The organism is Delftia sp. NA_296.1, assembly GCF_052692095.1.
On record NZ_JBQZGF010000010.1, the window covers coordinates 243089 to 262738 of the forward strand.

At 69.1% G+C, this 19650-nt stretch carries 18 protein-coding genes; 15 read left to right on the forward strand and 3 right to left on the reverse strand.

Annotation, left to right across the window (positions count from 1 at the left end):
- Window positions 1–49 precede the first annotated feature (49 nt).
- From ACUTR7_RS23515 to pbpC, 13 genes are all read left to right on the forward strand, one after another.
- Window positions 50–577, forward strand: a complete 528-nt coding sequence (locus ACUTR7_RS23515; protein WP_445609928.1) for a DUF2867 domain-containing protein — start codon at window positions 50–52, stop codon at window positions 575–577.
- A gap of 39 nt (window positions 578–616) precedes the next feature.
- Window positions 617–913: a hypothetical protein gene (locus tag ACUTR7_RS23520; protein WP_081816177.1), complete on the forward strand. Its 297-nt coding sequence runs from the start codon at window positions 617–619 to the stop codon at window positions 911–913.
- A gap of 186 nt (window positions 914–1099) precedes the next feature.
- A complete protein-coding gene (locus ACUTR7_RS23525; RefSeq protein WP_445609929.1) occupies window positions 1100–3196 on the forward strand; it encodes a BCCT family transporter in 2097 nt (698 codons plus the stop codon).
- Between the two features lie 95 nt (window positions 3197–3291).
- Window positions 3292–4236, forward strand: coding sequence for a helix-turn-helix domain-containing protein (locus tag ACUTR7_RS23530; RefSeq protein ID WP_445609930.1), 945 nt, complete (start codon window positions 3292–3294; stop codon window positions 4234–4236).
- Window positions 4237–4366: 130 nt separating this feature from the next.
- Entirely contained in the window at window positions 4367–5767 is a 1401-nt protein-coding gene (locus ACUTR7_RS23535) for an amidase (RefSeq protein WP_088163951.1), read from the forward strand.
- Window positions 5768–5833: 66 nt separating this feature from the next.
- A complete protein-coding gene (locus tag ACUTR7_RS23540) occupies window positions 5834–6901 on the forward strand; it encodes an ABC transporter ATP-binding protein (protein ID WP_216294122.1) in 1068 nt (355 codons plus the stop codon).
- A 91-nt stretch (window positions 6902–6992) separates the two neighbouring features.
- Window positions 6993–8288 carry an ABC transporter substrate-binding protein gene (locus tag ACUTR7_RS23545; protein WP_445609931.1) on the forward strand — a complete coding sequence of 432 codons (1296 nt, stop codon included), beginning with the start codon at window positions 6993–6995 and terminating at the stop codon, window positions 8286–8288.
- Window positions 8289–8309: 21 nt separating this feature from the next.
- Window positions 8310–9206, forward strand: a complete 897-nt coding sequence (locus tag ACUTR7_RS23550; RefSeq protein WP_445609932.1) for a carbohydrate ABC transporter permease — start codon at window positions 8310–8312, stop codon at window positions 9204–9206.
- The gene (locus ACUTR7_RS23555; RefSeq protein ID WP_445609933.1) at window positions 9203–10051 is read left to right on the forward strand and encodes a carbohydrate ABC transporter permease; all 849 of its coding nucleotides are present in this window, start codon (window positions 9203–9205) and stop codon (window positions 10049–10051) included. The genes ACUTR7_RS23550 and ACUTR7_RS23555 overlap by 4 nt, the downstream gene beginning before the upstream one ends.
- Before the next feature lie 48 nt (window positions 10052–10099).
- Window positions 10100–10489 (forward strand): VOC family protein, encoded by a 390-nt coding sequence (locus ACUTR7_RS23560; RefSeq protein WP_012207101.1) that lies wholly within the window; start codon window positions 10100–10102, stop codon window positions 10487–10489.
- Window positions 10486–11355 carry an endonuclease/exonuclease/phosphatase family protein gene (locus ACUTR7_RS23565; protein ID WP_445609934.1) on the forward strand — a complete coding sequence of 290 codons (870 nt, stop codon included), beginning with the start codon at window positions 10486–10488 and terminating at the stop codon, window positions 11353–11355. The genes ACUTR7_RS23560 and ACUTR7_RS23565 overlap by 4 nt, the downstream gene beginning before the upstream one ends.
- Before the next feature lie 94 nt (window positions 11356–11449).
- Window positions 11450–12010, forward strand: a complete 561-nt coding sequence (locus ACUTR7_RS23570) for an HdeD family acid-resistance protein (protein ID WP_012207099.1) — start codon at window positions 11450–11452, stop codon at window positions 12008–12010.
- A gap of 33 nt (window positions 12011–12043) precedes the next feature.
- The gene (pbpC, locus tag ACUTR7_RS23575) at window positions 12044–14368 is read left to right on the forward strand and encodes a penicillin-binding protein 1C (protein ID WP_445609935.1); all 2325 of its coding nucleotides are present in this window, start codon (window positions 12044–12046) and stop codon (window positions 14366–14368) included.
- A 17-nt stretch (window positions 14369–14385) separates the two neighbouring features.
- Here the strand turns inward: pbpC and ACUTR7_RS23580 are convergent, their stop codons facing one another.
- Window positions 14386–15054, reverse strand: coding sequence for a TetR/AcrR family transcriptional regulator (locus ACUTR7_RS23580; RefSeq protein ID WP_445609936.1), 669 nt, complete (start codon window positions 15052–15054; stop codon window positions 14386–14388).
- A 128-nt stretch (window positions 15055–15182) separates the two neighbouring features.
- Here ACUTR7_RS23580 and ACUTR7_RS23585 point away from each other — a divergent pair, with 128 nt between their 5' ends.
- A complete protein-coding gene (locus ACUTR7_RS23585) occupies window positions 15183–16127 on the forward strand; it encodes a tripartite tricarboxylate transporter substrate binding protein (RefSeq protein WP_012207096.1) in 945 nt (314 codons plus the stop codon).
- A 25-nt stretch (window positions 16128–16152) separates the two neighbouring features.
- Window positions 16153–16704 (forward strand): cupin domain-containing protein, encoded by a 552-nt coding sequence (locus ACUTR7_RS23590; RefSeq protein ID WP_012207095.1) that lies wholly within the window; start codon window positions 16153–16155, stop codon window positions 16702–16704.
- 1 nt (window position 16705) lies between these two features.
- Here the strand turns inward: ACUTR7_RS23590 and ACUTR7_RS23595 are convergent, their stop codons facing one another.
- Both ACUTR7_RS23595 and ACUTR7_RS23600 read right to left on the reverse strand, forming a co-directional pair.
- Complete coding sequence (locus ACUTR7_RS23595) at window positions 16706–17701, reverse strand: bifunctional helix-turn-helix transcriptional regulator/GNAT family N-acetyltransferase (protein ID WP_445609937.1); 996 nt, start codon at window positions 17699–17701, stop codon at window positions 16706–16708.
- A 155-nt stretch (window positions 17702–17856) separates the two neighbouring features.
- On the reverse strand, window positions 17857–19515 hold the full coding sequence (locus ACUTR7_RS23600; RefSeq protein ID WP_013800968.1) for an L-lactate permease: 1659 nt from the start codon (window positions 19513–19515) through the stop codon (window positions 17857–17859).
- Window positions 19516–19650 lie beyond the last annotated feature (135 nt).

A 19650-nucleotide genomic window follows, 5' to 3' on the forward strand; every position in this document is an offset into this window, starting at 1 on the left:
GCCTATGATGGCTGCAGGACCGCCCCCTTTTTTCATCACCCTCCGCTCCATGGCACAAGTCATCCTCTCTCCGGTTCCCGCAGGCAGCGCCCTGCAGGACCGCCTCAAGACCGCCCATTTCCACGACAGCTACCAGCTGCAATTGCCGGACGACGGCAGCAGCCCCATGGCGCTGTACCTGCGCTGCGTGGGCCGCACGCCGGGCTGGATCGACTTTCTGATGCGCCTGCGCAACCGCGTGGTGGCGCCCTTCGGCATCAAGGACCTGGGCACGCTCAGCGGCGTCGATGCGCAGCGCCAGCCATCGAGCTACCGCGTGGGCGACCGCGCCGGCATCTTCCGTGTCCATGCCCTGAGCGACAGCGAAGTGGTCCTGGGCGACAGCGACAGGCATCTGGACGTGCAGGTCTCCCTCATGCGGCTGCCCAGCCCCGAGGGCGCGCCGTCCGGCACCTTCACCGCCGCCATGTCCACCGTGGTCCATGTGCACAATGCCCTGGGCCGTATCTACATGCTGGGCGTGGCGCCGGCCCATCGCGTCATCGCCCCGGCCGTGGTGGCCAAGCTGGCCGGCTGAAAGCTGCGGATGGAGCCGTCGGCTGTCCAGGCCATCAAAATGGCCGTCGTGGGTGCCTCGGGGCTGTCCAAGGACGCCTTGCATATCTACGTGGGCCTGACGGTGGCGCTGGTCGCCTGCGCCGTGCTGCGCAGACCCCTGGGCAGCTGGACGCCCCTCCTGGCGGCCCTGGTGGTGGCCATGACGGGCGAGCTGCTGGACATGCGCGACGATATCGCGAGCCTGGGGTACTGGCGCTGGGGCGCCAGCCTGCACGACATTGCCAATACCGTGTTCTGGCCCGCCGTACTGGCTGCGCTGGCGCGCTGGAGCAGCGTGCTGGGGCGTCGGCCCTGAAGTCAGCAAATCGGAAGCCTTTGGCGTTGGCGTCCGACGCCTGCTTCCACGCCGCCCTTGCATACTTGCGGCCTTTGCCCGGCGGACATCCCCCGAGCAGGGAACGCGGCCCGCCCCACAAGGGCAGGGCCGCCACCATTGCGAATCGGTTCCCGGGCACACCATTGATCACAAGAGAGAGGGTATATGCCAGACACGACCACCGATCCCCGACCGGCGCCACCCGCGCCACCAGTGGTTCCGCCACCGGATGCACCGCAGGCGGCCACGCCATCGCCTGCCGAGCCTGCACCGCGCATCACCTTCTCAGGCCCCGTCGTCATTCCTTCCCTGCTGGTGCTGGGCCTGCTGCTGCTGTACTGCGGCCTCATGCCCGACAGCGCCGACCGGCTGTTCTCCAGCGCCCAGGCCTGGGTGGTGGGGCACATGGACTGGTTCTATGCCGTCTCGGTCACGCTGTTCCTGGTCTTTCTGATCTTCGTCGCGTCCAGCCGTTTCGGTGATATCCGCCTGGGTCCTGATGATGCGGAGCCCGAGTTCAGCTTCATCTCCTGGACCGCCATGCTGTTCGCCGCCGGCATGGGCATCGGCCTGATGTACTTCGGTGTCGGCGAGCCGCTGCAGCATTTCCTCAAGCCGCCCACGGCCGTGCCTTCCACGCCGGCTGCCGCGCGCGAGGCGCTGCAGTCCACCTTCTTCCACTGGGGCTTTCATGCCTGGGCCGTCTACGGAACCATGGGCCTGGTGCTGGCCTACTTCGGCTTTCGCTACAACCTGCCGCTGACCATGCGCTCGGGCCTGTACCCGCTGCTGGGCAAGCGCATCAACGGCCCCATCGGCCACAGCGTGGATGCCTTCGCGCTGGTGGGCACCATCGCGGGTATCGCCACCACGCTGGGCTATGGCGCGCTGCAGCTGGCCGCCGGCCTGCACACGCTGACGGGATGGGACACCTCCACGGCGCTGTTCCGCATCTCGGTCATCGTCATCGTGGTCGGCCTGGCCGGGCTGTCGGCCGTCTCGGGCCTGGACAAGGGCGTGCGCCGCCTGAGCGAGTTCAACCTCGTGCTGGCCTTCATCCTGCTGGCCTTCGTCATCGTCGCCGGGCCCACGGTCTTCCTCTTCGAGGCGCTGAGCGAGAACATCGGCAACTACCTGTCTGGCCTGGTCCAGCTGTCGTTCCGCACCTTCGCCTACGAGCCGCCCAGCCAGGAAGGCTGGTTCGGCGGCTGGACCATCCTCTACTGGGCCTGGTGGATCTCCTGGTCGCCCTTCGTGGGCATGTTCATCGCGCGCATCTCGCGCGGGCGCACCATCCGCCAGTTCGTGACCGGCGTGCTGCTGGTGCCCACGGCCTTCAACCTGCTGTGGATGACGGCCTTCGGCAACAGCGCCATCTGGATAGACACCCACGTGGCCATGGGCGCGTTGGGGCAGACGGCCTCGAACGTGGATGCGCTGCTGTTCCGCTTCTTCGAGTACCTGCCCTGGTTCAAGCCCGTGGCCTGGCTCACCATCGTGCTGATCGCGGTGTTCTTCGTCACCTCGGCGGACTCCGGGGCCTTCGTGGTGGACAACATCGCCTCGCGCGGCCATGCGCGTTCGCCGGTCTGGCAGCGGCTGTTCTGGGCTGCCGTGCTGGGCGTGACGGCCATGGTGCTGATGCTGGCCGGCGGCCTCAAGGCGCTGCAGGCCATGACCCTGGTGGCGGCCCTGCCGGTGGCCGTCATCATGCTGGCCCTGTGCTACGGGCTGTGGCGCGGGCTGCAGGCCGACCGCGCACACTTCTCGCCCGACCTGGCTCCGGCCACCAGCTTCTGGAGCGGCCAGCACTGGCGCAAGCGCCTGGAGCAGATCGTGCACCAGCCCTCGCGCGCCGATGTGCGCAGGTTCCTGGCCGGCGTTGTGCTGCCGGCCATGAACGAGGTGGCCGCCGAGATGCAAAGGCGCGGCGTGCAGGCCGTGGTCACCGAGGACCTGGACGGCGAGGGCGCCGTGCGCCTGACCGTGCCCGATCCCTCGCTGCGCGACTTCGTCTACGGCGTGCGCGCCACGCGCCGCACGGTGCCCACCTTCCTGGTGAGCGAGGCGGCCAGCGAGCAGGAGCGGCGCCATGTCTACGAGCCCATCACCTTCTTCGAGGACGGTCGCCTGGGCCACGACATCCAGTACCTGCGCAGCGAGGAAGTCATCGCCGACATCCTGCGTCACTACGAGCGCTACCTGTCGCTGAGCGCCGACCAGCGCACGCATCTGCTGAACCGGGCTCCGGGCCACAGCTGAGCCGTGCCTGGCAGCGCCGCCGTCGCGGCACCCCGGGCCTTTGGGTAAACACCGGGGTGCCAGCCGGCGGCCGCCTGCGGATACTGGGCGCTGCCATGCAGCTCGAATACTCTACCCATTCGCAGGAGCCACGCCATCGTTTCGACTACTGGCACGAGGTGGTCTGCCGCCACTGCATCCCGGCCGACAGCCACCGCGCGCAGGGGGATGGTGCCGGTCCCGGCGGCTTCGGGGCCACGCTGTCCGTGCGGTCCCTGGGACTGCTGGAGATCAGTGCCATGTCGGCGCCCAGCCACCGCTGGGTGCGCAACGCAGCCCACCTGCGCCTGCATGCCCGCGACGAGCTGTGGCTGGGCTATCTGCTCCAGGGCCAGGCCGAGGTGCGCCAGGGCGGGCAAGTGGCCCGGCTGAGTGCGGGCAATCTGGTGCTTTATGACGCTGCGCAGCCTTTCGAATTCTCGGTGGCGCCCCGCGATATCTTGCTGATGCGCATTCCGCGCAGCGAATTGTTGAATCGCTTTGCCCGTGCACCCTTGCACGCGGGCCGGGTGCTGCATGGCCATGCCCCGGCCGTGGCGCCGCTGCGGGCCATGCTCGGCGAGGCCATCGCCATGCCGCCTGCGCCGCACGGTGATGCCTTGGCGCAGCGCTTCGGCATGGCGCTGCTCGACGTGCTGGCCCTGGCGCTGGAGATGCAGGAAATGGCCGTGCAGCCCCGCGCGGAACGGGACCTGCACGGCCGCATCCAGGCGTTTATCCAGGACAACCTGGGTTCGCCCGAGCTGTCGCTGCAATGGCTGGCGCAGCAGCACAACGTCTCGCCGCGTACCGTGACGCGGGCCTTTGCGCGGCACAACCAGACGCCCATGGGCCTGGTATGGCAGCTGCGGTTGCAGGCCAGCCGCCAGGCCCTGATGCAGGGGCGCTGCTCCAGCGTGACCGAGGCGGCCTTCGCGCATGGGTTCTCCGATGCGGCGCACTTCAGCCGAGCCTTTCGCAAGGCGTTCGGCTGCACGCCCCGCAGCCTGCTGGCCGCCTGAGCAAGGTCGCTGACCCTCACGAACAAGCGTCGGCGCCGCCGGCTCCCTAGCATGGGCCTGCCGCGCGTCCCGTGCGGCTTTCCTGTGCAACAACGGTGGCGCCCCGGAGCCGGGCGCCGGGAGACATGCCATGAACGACAGCGAACTGCACCATCTCGAACTGCTGGAGGTGGGGCGCGAGATCCAGTCCCGCCGCATTTCCTCGGAAGAGGTGACCCGCCACATGCTGGCGCGCATCGAGGCCGTGGATGCGCGGCTGCACAGCTACGTGACGGTGATGGCGCAGCAGGCGCTGGAGGACGCCCGCCGCGCCGACGCCGAGATTGCGCAGGGCCGCCGCCGTGGTGCGCTGCACGGCGTGCCGCTGGCGCTCAAGGACCTGCTGTGGACCCGGGGCGTCCCCACCACGCATGGAATGACGCTGCACCGCGACCATCGCCCCACGGAAGATGCCACCGTGGTGCGCAGGCTGCGCGAGGCCGGCGCCGTCATCCTGGGCAAGCTGCAGCAGACCGAAGGCGCCTTCGCAGACCACCATCCCGAGATCACTGCCCCCGTCAACCCCTGGGGCGCCCAGCTGTGGCCCGGGGCCTCGTCCAGCGGCTCGGGCGTGGCCACGGCGGCGGGGCTGTGCTTCGGATCGTTGGGCACGGACACCGGGGGCTCCATCCGCTTTCCATCGGCCGCCAACGGCATCACGGGGCTCAAGCCCACCTGGGGCAGGGTAAGTCGCCACGGCGCCTTCGAATTGGCCGCGTCCCTGGACCACATAGGCCCGATGGCGCGCAGTGCCGCCGATGCCGCAGCCATGCTCGCGGCCATCGCCGGGGCGGACCCGCTGGACCCTACGGCCAGCCAGTGCAGCGTGCCCGACTATCTGGCCATGATGACGCGCGGATTCTCCGGCCTGCGCCTGGGCATGGACCGGCAATGGGCACTGGACGGCGTGGATGCCCCCTCCCGCCAGGCGGTGGAGCAGGCCCTGGCGGTGGCGCAGCGCCTGGGTGCCAGCGTGCAGGAGGTCCGCTTTCCCGATGCCACCCAGGCGGTGGAGGACTGGCCGGCGCTGTGCGCGGTGGAGACCGCCGTGGCGCACGGCGCCACTTTCCCTGCACGGCGCGAGGCCTATGGCCCCGGGCTCGCCGGGCTGATCGACCTGGGGCTGGGCCTGTCTGCCACCGACTACCAGCGGCTGCTGCTGCGCCGCGCGGACTTCACGGGCCGTGTGCGTGCACTCTTCGCGCAGGTGGACCTGCTGCTGGTCCCCGCCACGGCCTTTGCGGCCCCCACGCTGCAACGCATGGCGCATTTCGGCTCCGATGCCGAGCTGTTCTCGGGCATGCTGCGCTACACCTGCCCCTTCGACCTCACGGGCAGCCCCACGATCACGCTGCCCGGAGGACGCACTTCTGAGGGCGCGCCCGTGGCCTTCCAGTTCGTGGCCCCCGACTTCCGTGAAGACCTGCTGGTGCGCGCGGGCTGGGCGTTCCAGCAGGCCACGGACTGGCACAGACGGCACCCTGCTGCCTGAGCCGCCTGAGCCGCCAGTCCGAGGGCGCGACACGGGCCTGTCACACAGCCTTCCTAGACTGGCGTGATGTCCTTGATCGAGATGGAAGGTGTCGCCAAGTCCTGGGGCGGCACCACGGCACTGCAGGCGCTGGATCTGCGCATTGAACCCGGATCCTTTTGCGTGCTGCTCGGTCCCTCGGGCTGCGGCAAGTCCACCACGCTGCGCATCATCGCGGGCCTGGAAAGCGCCACCTCGGGCCGCGTGCGCATCGATGGCCAGGACGTCACCCACCTGCCGCCCGCACGGCGCGGCATTGCCATGGTGTTCCAGAACTACGCGCTGTTCCCGCACCTGACGGTGGCGCAGAACATCGGCTTCGGCCTGTCCGTGCGCAAGGTCCCGGCGGCCGAGGCGCGCCGGCGCATCGACGAGGCCGCCGCGCTGCTGGGCCTGGACGCGCTGCTGGCGCGCCGGCCCGGGCAATTGTCGGGCGGCCAGCAGCAGCGCGTGGCGCTGGGCCGTGCCCTGGTGGCCCGCGCCCGGGTCTGCCTGATGGATGAGCCCCTGTCCAACCTCGACGCCCAGCTGCGCCAGGAAATGCGCACCGAGCTGCGCGAGCTGCAGCGGCGGCTGGGCCTGACCGTGGTCTATGTCACGCACGACCAGGCCGAGGCCATGGGCATGGCCGACCAGGTGGTGCTGCTCAGCCAGGGGCGCGTGGAGCAGTGCGCCGCGCCCCAGGAGATCTACAGCCGGCCCGCCACCACCTTTGCCGCGCGCTTCATCGGCACGCCGGCCATGAACATCGCGCGCCTCGACGGCCTGCACATCGCGGGCAGCCATGCCAGCGCCGCGCCCGCCGGCCTGCAGCAACCGGGCCAGGCGCGCTGGCTGGGCGTCAGGCCCGAGGACATGCGCCTGTCGCTCCATGGCGATGTCGGCAGCGGCCCCGTGGTGGCTGCCGACATCGAAAGCCTCGAATACCTGGGCGCCGACCTGGTGCTGCGCTGCCGCGTGGGCAGCGAGCAACTGATGGTGCGCACCGCAGGCAGCCAGCTCGGCGGCCTGCAGCCGGGCCAGCTCGTGGGCCTGCGCTGGGCGCGCGAGGCCACGCATTTCTTTGACGAACAGGGGCGGCGCTGCGCGGGCTGATGCCGAGGCACCGGCCCCCAATTCCTTCGCCAATTCACCGTTTCAGCCGTTCCGGCTTTCGCATCCGAAGCACCTTCCAGGAGAGTCCGCCATGCAACGCCATGCCTTCCTCAAAACCCTCGCAGCCGCTGCCGCCCTGGCCGCCACGGGCCTGCTGAACACCGCCAGCGCGCAGACGCCGCTGGAGGTGCCGTTCTACTACCCCGTGGCCGTGGGCGGCCCCATCACCAAGGTGATCGACGGCTATGCGGCCGAGTTCAACAAGGCCCATCCGCAGTACCGGATCACGCCCGTCTATGCGGGCACCTACCAGGAGACCATCGTCAAGGCGCTGACGGCCCACAAGTCGGGCAAGCCGCCGGCCAGCTCGGTGCTGCTGTCCACCGACATGTTCACGCTGATCGACGAGGACGCCATCGCCCCCATCGACGACTTCGTGAAGACCGATGCCGACCGGGCCTGGCTCAAGGGCTTCTACCCGGCCTTCATGGCCAACAGCCAGGCGGGCGGCAAGACCTGGGGCGTGCCCTTCCAGCGTTCCACCGTGGTCATGTACTACAACAAGGAAGCCGTCAAGGAAGCCGGCCTGGACCCGAACAAGGCGCCGCAGAACTGGAAGGAACTCAAGGAAGCCGCCCACAGGCTGACGAAGAAGGACGCCAGCGGCAAGGTCGTGCAGTACGGCATACAGATCCCGTCCACGGGCTTTGCCTACTGGATGCTGCAGACGCTGACCACGCCCAATGACGTGCTGCTGGCCAACGAGGCCGGCACCCAGGTCACGCTGGACAGCCCCAAGGTAGTGGAGGCGCTGGACTTCTGGGCGGGCCTGGTCAAGGAAGGCGTGCACCCGGCCGGCGTGGTGGAGTGGGGCACGACGCCCAAGGACTTCATGGAAAAGAAGGCCGCCATCATCGTCACCACCACGGGCAACCTGACCAACATCCACGCCAATGCCAAATTCGACTTCGGCGTGGGCCAGATCGCAGGCAACGTGCGCAAGGGCTCGCCCACGGGCGGCGGCAACTTCTACCTGTTCAAGAAGGCGCCCAGGGAGCAGCAGGAGGCGGCCTTCCAGTTCATGAAGTGGGTCACCCAGCCCCCGCTGGCCGCGCAGTGGAGCATGGACAGCGGCTACGTTGCCGTCTCGCCCGCCGCCTATGACACGCCCGCGCTCAAGAAGTACGGCCAGGACTTCCCGCAGGCCCTGGTGGCGCGCGACCAACTGCCGGTATCGGTGGCCGAGTTCTCCACGCATGAGAACCAGCGCGTGACCAAGGTGCTCAACGACGCCGTGCAGGCCGCCCTCAACGGCAGCAAGACCTCGGCCCAGGCCCTGCAGGATGCGCAAAAGGAAGCAGACCGCATCCTGCGCCGCTACAAGTGATGGCGCAGTGCCGCTGACCGCATGAGCTCCGCTCCCGCCTCCCTTGTCCGCGGCCGCCAGGCCGTCCATGCCTGGCTGATGCTGCTGCCGGCGCTGGTGCTGCTGGTGGCCTTCACGCACTGGCCGGCCGTGGCCACGCTGATCGACAGCCTGCATGCCACGCCGCGCGGCGGCCAGCCGGGGGCATGGGTGGGGCTGGAGAACTACGCAATGATGGCCGACGACCCGGTGTTCTGGCAGGCCGTGCGCAACAACCTGTGGTTTGCGGCGGCCACGATTCCGCTGTCCATGGCGCTGGCGCTGGCCATGGCGCTGTGGGTCAACGAGAGGCTGGCCGGCCGCGCCTTCGTGCGCATGGCGTATTTCACGCCCACGGTGCTGCCCATGATTGCCGTGGCCAATATCTGGCTGTTCTTCTACACGCCGCAGTACGGGCTGCTGGAGCAGCTGCGCGGCGCACTGGGCCTTCCCGCGCACAACTGGCTGGGCGACCCGTCCACGGCGCTGGCCTGTGTGACCGTGGTGGCGGTGTGGAAGGAGGCGGGCTTTTTCATGATCTTCTACCTGGCCGCGCTGCAGACCCTCAACCCCAGCCTCAAGGAGGCGGCGGCCATCGAAGGCGCCTCGCGCTGGTACTTCCTGCGCCGCGTGCAGTGGCCGCTGCTGATGCCGACCACGCTGTTCGTGCTGGTCAACGCGGTGATCAATGCCTTCCGCCTGGTGGACCATCTCTTCATTCTCACGCGCGGCGGGCCCGACAACGCCTCCACGCTGCTGCTCTATCACCTGTACGAAGTGGGCTTCAAGTTCTGGGACACGGGCTATGCGGCCGCCATCACCGTGGTGCTGGTCGCCGTGCTGGCGGCCGTGGCGCTGCTGCAGTTCTTCGTGCTCGACAAAAAGGTGCACTACCAATGAGCGCCGCACCCATTGCCCCGCGCCATGCGCCGCCCGCGCTGTACGGCGCCACCTGGCTGGACACGCTGGCCGCCTGGCTGCTGGCCCTGCTGTGGATACTGCCGCTGGCCTATGCGTTCTGGACGGCCTTCCATCCGCCCGAATACTCGGCACGCTTCGACCTGGCCGCGCCCTGGACGCTGGAGAACTTTCGCCGTGCCTGGCAGGCCGCGCCCTTTGCGCGCTATTTCCTGAACACGGCCGTGCTGGTGGTCATGATTTTGGCGGCCCAGCTGGTGCTGGGCACGCTGGCGGCCTATGCCTTTGCACGCTACCGCTTTCGCGGCCAGGGCCTGGCCTTTGCCCTGGTGCTGGTGCAGCTGATGATCATGCCGGACATCCTGCTGGTGGCGAACTACCAGACCCTGTCGCGCCTGGGCGCCGTCGATACGCTGCTGGGCATAGGCCTGCCGTACTTCGCCTCGGCCTTTGCGATCTTTTTGCTGCGCCAGACCTTCCTGGGTATTCCCCGGGAACTGGACGAGGCCGCGCGGGTGGAGGGTGCCAGCACCCTGCAGATCCTGTGGCGCGTCTACGTGCCGCTGGCGCGGCCCGTGTACCTGGCGTTCGCGCTGGTGTCGGTGAGCTTTCACTGGAACAACTTCCTGTGGCCGCTGATCATCACCAACAGCGTGCAGGCGCGCCCGCTCACCGTGGGGCTGCAGGTGTTCTCCAGCGTGGAGTCGGGCGTGGAATGGGCCACCATCACGGCCGCCACGCTGATGAGCTCGGGCCCGCTGCTGGTGTCCTTCGTGCTGTTCCAGCGCCAGTTCGTGCAGAGCTTCATGCGTGCGGGGATCAAGTGAGGGCGGTGCTAAAGTTCCTTGTCCCAGCCTTTCACCCCGAGGTCCACCATGTCCGGTCCCGCATCCGCAGGTCTGTTCATCTACGCCAAGCAGCCTGACCGGCTGGCGCTGTTCTACATGGAGGTGCTGGCCATGCGCATGCTGCACCACACCAGCGAGCTCATGGTGCTGCAGTCGCCGGACCTGCAACTGGTGCTGCACGCCATTCCCGAGGCGATTGCGCGGCACATCACCATCACCGAGCCACCCCAGCCGCGCGAGAACGTGGCCCTCAAATTCTTTGCCACCGTGACCAGCTTCGCGGCCGTTCGTCCCCTGGTCATCGCCCATGGCGGCCAGCTGTGGGAGCAGTCCTGGCAGGGTCCGGGCTTTCGCGTCTGCAACGCCATGGACCCCGAAGGCAACCTGTTCCAGCTGCGCGAGCCGCTGCCCGCATGATGCAGATCCTCACCTGGAACACCCAATGGTGCCTGGGCCTGGACGGCCGCATGGACCCGGAGCGCATCGTGGCGCATGCGCTGTCCATGGCCAATATCGACGTGCTGTGCCTGCAGGAAATCGCCATCCACTATCCCGGCCTGCAGGGCGCGCCCGGCGACCAGGTGGCGCAGATCCGCCAGGCCCTGCCCGAAGGCTGGAAGGTCTTCTTCGGCGCCGCCGTGGACGAGTTCACGGCCGTGGGCCGGCAGCGCTTCGGCAACCTGGTGGCCACGCGCCTGCCGGTGCTGCAACTGGCCCACCACCGCCTGCCGTATCCGCACGATGGCGGCGTGCGCAGCATGCCGCGCTGCTGCACGGCGGCCACGGTGATGGATGCCGCGCTGGGCCCCGTGCGGGTGATGAGCACCCACCTCGAATATTTCTCGCGCCGCCAGCGCATGGCCCAGGCGCTGGCGCTGCGTTCCCTGCAGATCGAGGCCCTGGGCCAGGCCGAGGCGCCGCCCCAGCCCGCCAGCGACGGCTCGCCCCAGCAGACCAAGCCGCACACGCCGCATGCCGTGCTCTGCGGCGACTTCAACTTCGAGCCGCACGAGGACGAATACGCCGGCCTGTCCGCCCCCTGGGCGGCCGGCGAGCAGGGCGCCCTGAGCGCCGGCCAGTGGCACAACAGCTGGAGCGTGCTGCACCCGGACCAGCCCCAGCCACCCACCTTCCGGTTGTTCGACCGCCAGTGGGGTCCCGAGCCCGGCGCCTGCGATTTCGCCTGGGTCAGCGACAGCCTGCGCGGCCATGTGCGTGGCTGGGCCGTGGACAGCGACACAAGGCTCTCGGACCACCAGCCCGTGCTGCTGCAGCTGGCTTGATCCAGGTCAGGGTCCGCCGCCAAGCCGGCCTTGGCCTACAGACAGTGTGGCGGGCCTGCTCCAAGGTCATGGGGACTGTTTTGAAGGAGCATCCATGAGCCCCAATCCGCTGTCCACGATTCTTCACCGCACCTGGTGGGTGCTGCTGCTGCGCGGCCTGGTCGCCATCGCCTTCGGCGTGCTGACCTGGGCGCAGCCGGCGGTATCGCTGGCAGCGCTGGTGCTGACCTTCGGTGCCTTCACCTTTGTCGATGGCCTGCTGGGCGTGTACTCGGCCATCCAGGGGCGCGACCAGATGCGCCATTGGTGGGTGCTGCTGCTGTGGGGCCTGGCCGGCGTGGTGGTGGGCGTGCTCACCGTGGTCGCGCCCGGCGTCACGGCGCTGGTGATGACGCTGTACATCGGCGCCTGGGCCCTGGTCACGGGCCTGCTGCAGATCGTGGCGGCCGTGCGGCTGCGCAAGGAGATCACGGGCGAGTGGCTGCTGATCCTGGGCGGCGTGCTGTCCGTGCTGTTCGGCGCCTTCGTGCTGGCCCAGCCGGGCGCGGGCATGATGGCCATGCTCTGGGTGCTGGCCACGTATGCGGTGGTCTTCGGCGTGCTCATGGTGCTGCTGTCCTTCAAGCTCAAGAAGGGCATACGCCATTCTTCCTGAGCCGCTGGTGCAAAGGCGGACAATGCCGGCTCCATGATCGAATCCCGGCGACCTTCTCCCTTCATGCGTCTTCCCCGCGCGGCCCTGGCGGCCGCGCTGCTGTTCGCGGCGGCAGGTGCCGCCCAGGCGCTGCCCAGCTTTTCCGAGGTCCGCGAAGGCCACCGTTCCTCCGAGACCGAACTGCTCTCGCGCGAGGGCGAGGTGCTGCAGCGCCAGCGCACCGACGCCAGCGTGCGCCGTGGCGACTGGGTGGCCCTGGCCGACATCTCGCCCGCGCTGCGCACGGCCCTGGTGCTCAGCGAGGACAAGCGCTTCTACGAGCACAGCGGCGTGGACTGGGCGGCCGTGTCCTCCGCCGCCTGGGGCAACCTCTGGAACCAGCGCACGCGCGGCGCCAGCACCATCACCATGCAGCTGGCGGGCCTGCTGGATGGCGACTGGCGCCAGGGCCCGGGCGGGCGCAGCGTGGTGCAGAAACTGGGCCAGACCGTGTCGGCCCAGGTGCTGGACCGGCGCTGGCGCAAGGACCAGATCCTGGAGGCCTACCTGAACCTGGTGCCCTTCCGGGGCGAGATCGTGGGCATCGATGCGCTGTCGCGCACTCTGTTCGGCAAGGCCGCGCACGGGCTGGACGCGCGCGAGGCCGCCATTGCCGCCGCCCTGGTGCGTGCCCCCAACGCCTCGCCCGAGCGCGTGGGCCGGCGCGCCTGCGGCGTGCTGCAGTCGCTGGCGCCCGAGGATGCGGCGGCGCGCGACTGCACGGCCATGGAACTGCTCACCGCCAGCGTGCTGCTGCGCCGGCAATGGGCGGCCAGCGAAGGCCAGGCCCCGCATCTGGCGCGCCGACTGCTGGCCGAGCCGCAGTCCAGGGGCCAGGCGCGCGTGCGATCCACGCTGAGCGCGCCCGTGCAGCGCTTTGCCGTGCAAAGCCTGCAGCAGCAACTGCGCGAGCTGCAGGGCCGCAACGTGGAGGACGGCGCCATCGTCGTGCTGGACAACGCCACGGGCGAGGTGCTGGCCTGGGTGGGCTCGTCGGGCGAATTGAGCCAGGCGGCCGAGGTGGACGGCGTCACGGCCATGCGCCAGCCCGGCTCCACGCTCAAGCCCTTTCTCTATGCCCAGGCCATTGCCGAGCGGCGGCTGACGGCGGCTTCGCTGATCGAGGATTCATCGGCCCACATTCCCACGCAGAACGGGCTCTACATTCCGCAGAACTACGACCGGCGCTTCAAGGGCTGGGTCTCGGCGCGCACGGCGCTGGCATCCTCGCTCAACGTGCCGGCCGTGCGCACCCTGGTCATGGTCACGCCCGATGCCTTCTTCTCGCAACTGCAGCGCCTGGGCCTGCCGCTGCGCGAAAGCGGCGGCTACCACGGCTTCAGCCTGGCGCTGGGCAGCGCCGAGGTGCCGCTGCTGCAGCTCACCAACGCCTACCGCGCCCTGGCCAACGGCGGGCAACTGACGCCCGTGCGCTGGGCGGCGCAGCCCACGGGCGCGGGGTCCGCAGCGCAAAAGTCGGCTGCGCCCGTGCAGGCCATCGACGCACGCGCGGCCTTCATCGTGGGCGACATCCTGTCCGATCCCATGGCGCGCGCGCCCACCTTCGGCACGGACAGCGTGCTGGCCACGCGCTTCTGGTCGGCCGTCAAGACCGGCACCAGCAAGGACATGCGCGACAACTGGGCCGTGGGCTGGTCACAGCGCTACACCGTGGGCGTGTGGGTGGGCAATGCGCGCGGCGAGGCCATGCACTCGGTCAGCGGCACCAGCGGCGCGGCACCTGTCTGGGCCGCCGTGATGGGCTTCCTGCATGCCCGCACACCCAGCCGCGCGCCCAAGGCGCCGGCGGGTGTGCTGCAGCAGGCGGTGCGCTTCGGCCCCGATGCCTCGGGCCTGCCGCTGGAGAGCGCACGCAGCGAGTGGTTCGTGGCGGGCACGCAGCAGAGCCTGTTCGCCATGGCGGGCAGCGGCCTGCCTGCCGCATCCGCATCAACACGCGGGACTTCGGCAGCCTCGCCCGTGCGCATTGCGCGCCCGGCCAACGGCACCATCCTCGCGCTGGACCCCGACATTCCGCCAGACCGCCAGCGCGTGCAGCTGTCGGCCCGGCCCTCGGGCACGGCCGCCACGCAGGAATGGCAGGACGCCAGCCTGCGCTGGCGCATGGTCAGCGCCGCCCCGCCCGGCGCGGCCGAGCCTGCGCCTAAGGAGATCGGCCGGGGTGCTGCCGCCGCCTGGATGCCCTGGCCCGGCCGCCACCGGCTGGAACTGGTCGATGCCAAGGGGCAGGTGCTGGACAGCGTGCAGGTGGAGGTGCGCGGCGCCGGCGTGGTGGCTTCGCGCGCGGGCGGGCGCTGATCAGGCGCCGGTCGTGATCACTGCGCCGCGCGGGGGCCCGCCGCACGGAAGCCCGCCGCAGTGAAGGCCACCAGCTCGTCGATCACATGCTCCACGGGGTCGGCGCGGTGGCCGCCGCCCAGCATGCGGCTGACTCGGCCGTTGTCGGAGCGGATGTACATCATGGCGCCGTACATGCATTCCAGGCGCCACTGGAAATCGTGCTGTGACAGCTGCGGCAGAGCCTGGCGCAGCAGGGCCGCAAAGCGTTTGGCAGCCTCGTCGTAGGCGGCAAAAACCACCTCCCTGACTGCCTGGTCGGGATCGACCGAACACAGGGCCGTGACGCGGTTGAAGTCGGCCTCGCCCTCGCTGTGGGCGGCGCGCAGCGCGGGGGCGATGAAGGCCCGAAGAATGTCCTCCACGGCGGGCTGCGGCGACTGCTGCTCCAGCCTTTGCAGCAGCGCATGGCGCTGTCCGTTGACGGCCATCACGCGCTGCTCGAACAAGGCCTTGAGCAGGCCCAGCTTGTTGCGGAAGTGGTAGTGGATGGCGCCCGTGTCCACATCGGCCAGCGCCATGACGGCGCGCAGCGACGTGCCCGCGTAGCCATGCCGCGCAAACAGCTGCTCGGCGGCTTGCAGAAGGCGTTCGCGGGCCTGGGCGCGGGGTTCCTCGGCCGCGGTGTCATCGGTGCTGGACGTCATGGCTGCGGATCATAGACAGCGCCAGGCCCTTGCCGCACCAAACCATGGCATGGTGGTGACATGGATTGATTCAGTCGACTGACTGAATTAACATGCGCAGCCATCACACAACGACAAGGAGACACAGCATGACCACCCGCAAGTGGCTCGGCGCCCTGATGGCGCTGGGCTGCACCCTGGCCACCGCGCAGGAGCCGTTCCCGTCGCGGCCGCTGACCCTCATCAACCCCTGGGCGGCGGGCAGCTCCACCGATGTGATGGCGCGTACGTTGGCCGAGGAGTTCCGCAAGCAGCTGGGCCAGAGCGTGGTCGTGGTCTCGCGCGACGGAGGCTCGGGCGTGATCGGCATGAATGTGCTGGCCCAGGCGCCCGCCGACGGGCTGACGCTGGCCTTCACGCCCATGACCCCCATCACCGTGCAGCCCCACTACGTCAAGGGCCTGAAGCTGGGGCCCGACAGCGTGCAGCCGCTGTGCGGCGTGACGGAGAACATCCTGGGCGTCAGCGTGCGCGCAGACAGCCCTTTCAAGACGATAGGCGAGCTGGTGGCGGCGGCGAAGAAGGGCTCGCTGAGCTACGGATCGCCGGGACCGAACTCGGCGCCCTTCCTGGCCATGGACCAGCTGGAGCGCGACCAGGGCCTCAAGCTCGTGCATGTGCCCTACAAGGGCGATGCCGGCTCGATACAGGAATTGCTGGCCGGGCGGCTGGACTTCGTCAGCAGCATCGCGGCCTCGGCTGCGCCCCAGATACGCGCGGGAAAGCTGCGCCTGCTGGCCGTGGCCTCGGAGCGCCGCCACCCGGCCTTCCCCGAGGTCCCCACCTTCAAGGAACTGGGCATGGCGGTGCAGGAGGAATCGTTTGCGGGCCTGTTCGTGCCGCGTGGCGTGCCCGAGGCGGTGCTGGGCCGGCTGGACGCTGCCTGCGCCGCCGCCGCGCGGTCCGATGCCGTCAGGCAGGTGGCCCAGCGCGGCGACCAGGTGGTCTTCCACCAGGACCGCCGCCAGTGGGACCGGCGCATCCACGACGAATTCCGCAAACAGGGCGCAGCGGCCGAACGCCATGCGCAGTGACCTCCTTTCCGCCATCTCTTCATCCATGACCGATTCCAGCCTGCCCCCCATCCGCCGCGTGATCACGGCCAACGACGCACAAGGCCGCTCCTTCATCGCCGAGGACGGCGCCTCGCCCGCCGTGCGCCTGGTCGAGGAACGCCCCGGCTACCGCATCACCAACCTGTGGCGCACCGATGCCTCACCCGCGCAGATCAATGCGCCCGACACCATTGCCATCCACCAGGGCGTGGCACCGCCGCCCTATGGCACGGTGCTGCGCATCCTGGACATTCCGCCCGAACCTGCCGATCCGCAGGAGCTGGCGCGTGCCCTGCATGCCACCTTTACACGCATGTACGGCGACGCCCACCGCAACGTGCAGCCCGGCGAGCATCCGGGCATGCACCGCACGGATACCGTGGACTACGCACTGATGCTGGAGGGCGAGCTGGTCGCCATCCTGGACCGCCAGGAAACCGTGCTGCGCGCCGGTGACGTGCTCATCCAGCGCGGCACCAACCATGCCTGGGCCAACCGCTCGGGCCGGCCTGCGCGCATTGCCTTCGTGCTGGTGGCGGGCGAGCAGGGCTCCTGACTCAGGGGGCCTGGCCTGCCCATGCCGCCACGGCAGGGCGTGGCCGCACGAAGCGCTGCTCGATCACTGGCTCGCCCCATTGCTGGCCCGGCCATTCCTCGGCCAGGGTGAAGCCTGACGATTCGTAGAGCCGGCGTGCTGCATCCAGGCCCCGGAAGGTCCACAGCTGGGTGGCCTCGAAGGCCTGCTGGTCGCAGAACGCCAGGGCCTGCTGCAGCAGCTGGCGCCCCGTGCCGGCGCCGCGCAGGCCGTCTTCCAGGATGAACCAGCGCAGATGCGCCTGACGGTCCTCGGGGTGCTTGCCCAGGTCCTCTCCATCGATGGCCACGGAGCCCACGATGCGGTCGCCGTCCAGCGCCGTCCACAGCTGGTTGCAGGGCTTGTCCAGCCGGCCTGCGAACTCGGCCAGGCCGCTGGCCACGCGGCTTTCGAAGAAGACGCCAAAGCCTGCGTGGCGCGCATAAAAGCGCGCATGCATGTCCACGATGCGGCCCAGGCAGCCGGGCCGGTATCCGGGCAGGACCTGTATCTGTGCGGGTACGGGCTGGGGCTCCTCCTGCCGGTGCGCCTGCAGCGCCCGGGCGTACAGTGCCAGCCCTTGGGCGACGGCCTGCTGCTGCGGCGCCTGCATGCGGTCCAGCGCCGCCGTCACCTGCTGGCGCCCGAAGGCCTCGATGGCGGCCAGCGTGCGCCGGCCCTTGGCGGTCAGGGCCAGTTGCTTGACGCGGCCATCCTCTCCATCGGCGGCTTCCTTCAGCTCGCCCGCCTCCACCAGCTTGCGCACCATGCGGCTGACGCTGGATTTCTCCAGGCCCAGCGCCTGGGCCAGCTGCGAGGCCGCCATGCGCCCCTGTGCGCCGATCTCCAGGATGGCATGCACGGCCGAGGGCGGGTAGTCCGTGGCCGCCAGCGTGGCCTGCATGAAGCCCAGCTCGCGCACCATCAGGCGCGAGGCGGCGCGGATGCCATCCACCAGGGAAAGATCGTGCTGCGGCATGGGTGCTCCTTGGGGCCGTGCAGGGTTTGAATATGGTTGCATGGTACAACCATAAATGCCGCTGCGCATCTGTTGATGCAGCGATGCATGCCCCAGGCGTAAAAAAGCCGCCCGGCGCATGCGGGCGGCTGGGGCCTGGCGCAGATGCGCAGGGCTCAATTGACCATCAGGCGGAACGGCCAGACATAGGCCTGCAGCGTCACGAAGATGCCCATCAGGCAGGCCAGGGCGACGGAGTGGAAGAACACGTAGCGCAGGATGTCGCCCTCATGGTTGAACCAGCGCGTGGCCGTGGAGGCGACGACGATGGACTGCGCATCGATCATCTTGCCCATCACGCCGCCCGAGCTGTTGGCCGCGCCCATGAGGTTGGGCGACAGGCCCAGCTGCTCGGCCGCCACCTTCTGCATGCCGCCGAACAGCACGTTCGATGCCGTGTCCGAACCCGTCAGCGCCACGCCCAGCCAACCCATCAGGGTGCCGAAGAAGGGGTAGAACACGCCCGTGTTGGCGAAGGCCAGGCCCAGCGTGGTGTCCGTGCCCGAGTAGCGCGTCAGCGTGCCCAGGGCCAGCATCAGCACGATGGTGATGAGCGAATAGCGCACCAGCCAGATGGTGCGCACGAACTGGCTGACCAGTTGCACGGGGTTGTACTTCATGACCAGGCCGCCCACGATGGCCGACAGCAGGATGCCCGTGCCCGTGGCCGACAGCAGGTTCAGCGTGTAGATGGCGCCTTCCTTGGTGGGCTGGCGCACGACGGGCGGCACCTTCTCGATCAGGTTGTGCAGGCCTTCCATGGGAAAGGCCGGGGCGAACAGGCCGTTGAGCGCGGCCTTGACCGAGGGCAGGCCCCAGATGAAGACGAAGACCGTGAGGATGGCCCAGGGCGTCCAGGCGCGGATCACGTCGGCGCGCGGGTGCTGGGTCACGGCGCGGGGCGCCTGGGCCTCGCCGCCGCTGTTCTCATGGCCCTTGAGCGAGGTCGAGCGCCAGATGGTCCTGGGCTGCCACATGCGCAGGAAGCCGACCGTGCAGACCATGGAGACTATGGCCGCGATGATGTCCACCAGTTCGGGGCCGATGAAGTTGGACACCAGGTACTGCGGAATGGCGAAGGACACGCCGGTCACCAAAATGATGGGCCAGATCTCCATCATGGCCTTGCGCCCGGCAAAGGCCCAGATCAGCCAGAACGGCACCAGCACCGAGAAGAACGGCAGCTGGCGGCCGACCATGGCCGTGACTTCCATCAGGTCGTAGCCGTGCACCTTGGCCAGCGTGATCACCGGCGTGCCCAGCGCGCCGAAGGCCACGGGCGCGGTATTGGCGATCAGCGACAGGCCCGAGGCGGCCAGCGGCGAAAAGCCCAGGCCGATGAGGATGGCCGCCGTCACGGCCACGGGCGTGCCGAAGCCGGCCGCGCCCTCGAAGAAGGCGCCGAAGGCGAAGGCGATCAGCAGCAGCTGGATGCGCCTGTCCTCGGTGATGCCGGCAATGGAGTCCTGCAGGATCTTGAAGCTGCCGTTCTTCTCGGTCAGCTGGTGCAGGAAGATGATGTTCAGGACGATCCAGCCGATGGGCAGCAGCCCCGTGAAGCCGCCGAACAGCGCCGCGCGCCCGGCCATGCCTGCCGGCATGTTGTAGACGAAGACCGCGATCACCAGCGCCGCAATCAGCCCGGCGCCGGCCGCCAGGTGGGCCTTCATGTGCAAAAAGCCCAATCCCACCAGCATGACCACGACCGGGATGGCCGCGAGCAGTGTGGACAGCCACATGTTGGAAAGAGGGTCGTAGACCTGCTGCCAAACCATAGGAGCGTCTCCTGAAGAGTTTTTAGGATGTTGTGCGGGGCGGATCGTCGCTCTCATGGCTGGTTGGCACACTAGCGTTAGCCCTCGGTTGGGCTGCGAGAGAGAAAATTTCAATCGGCGCACAAATCACTTCAA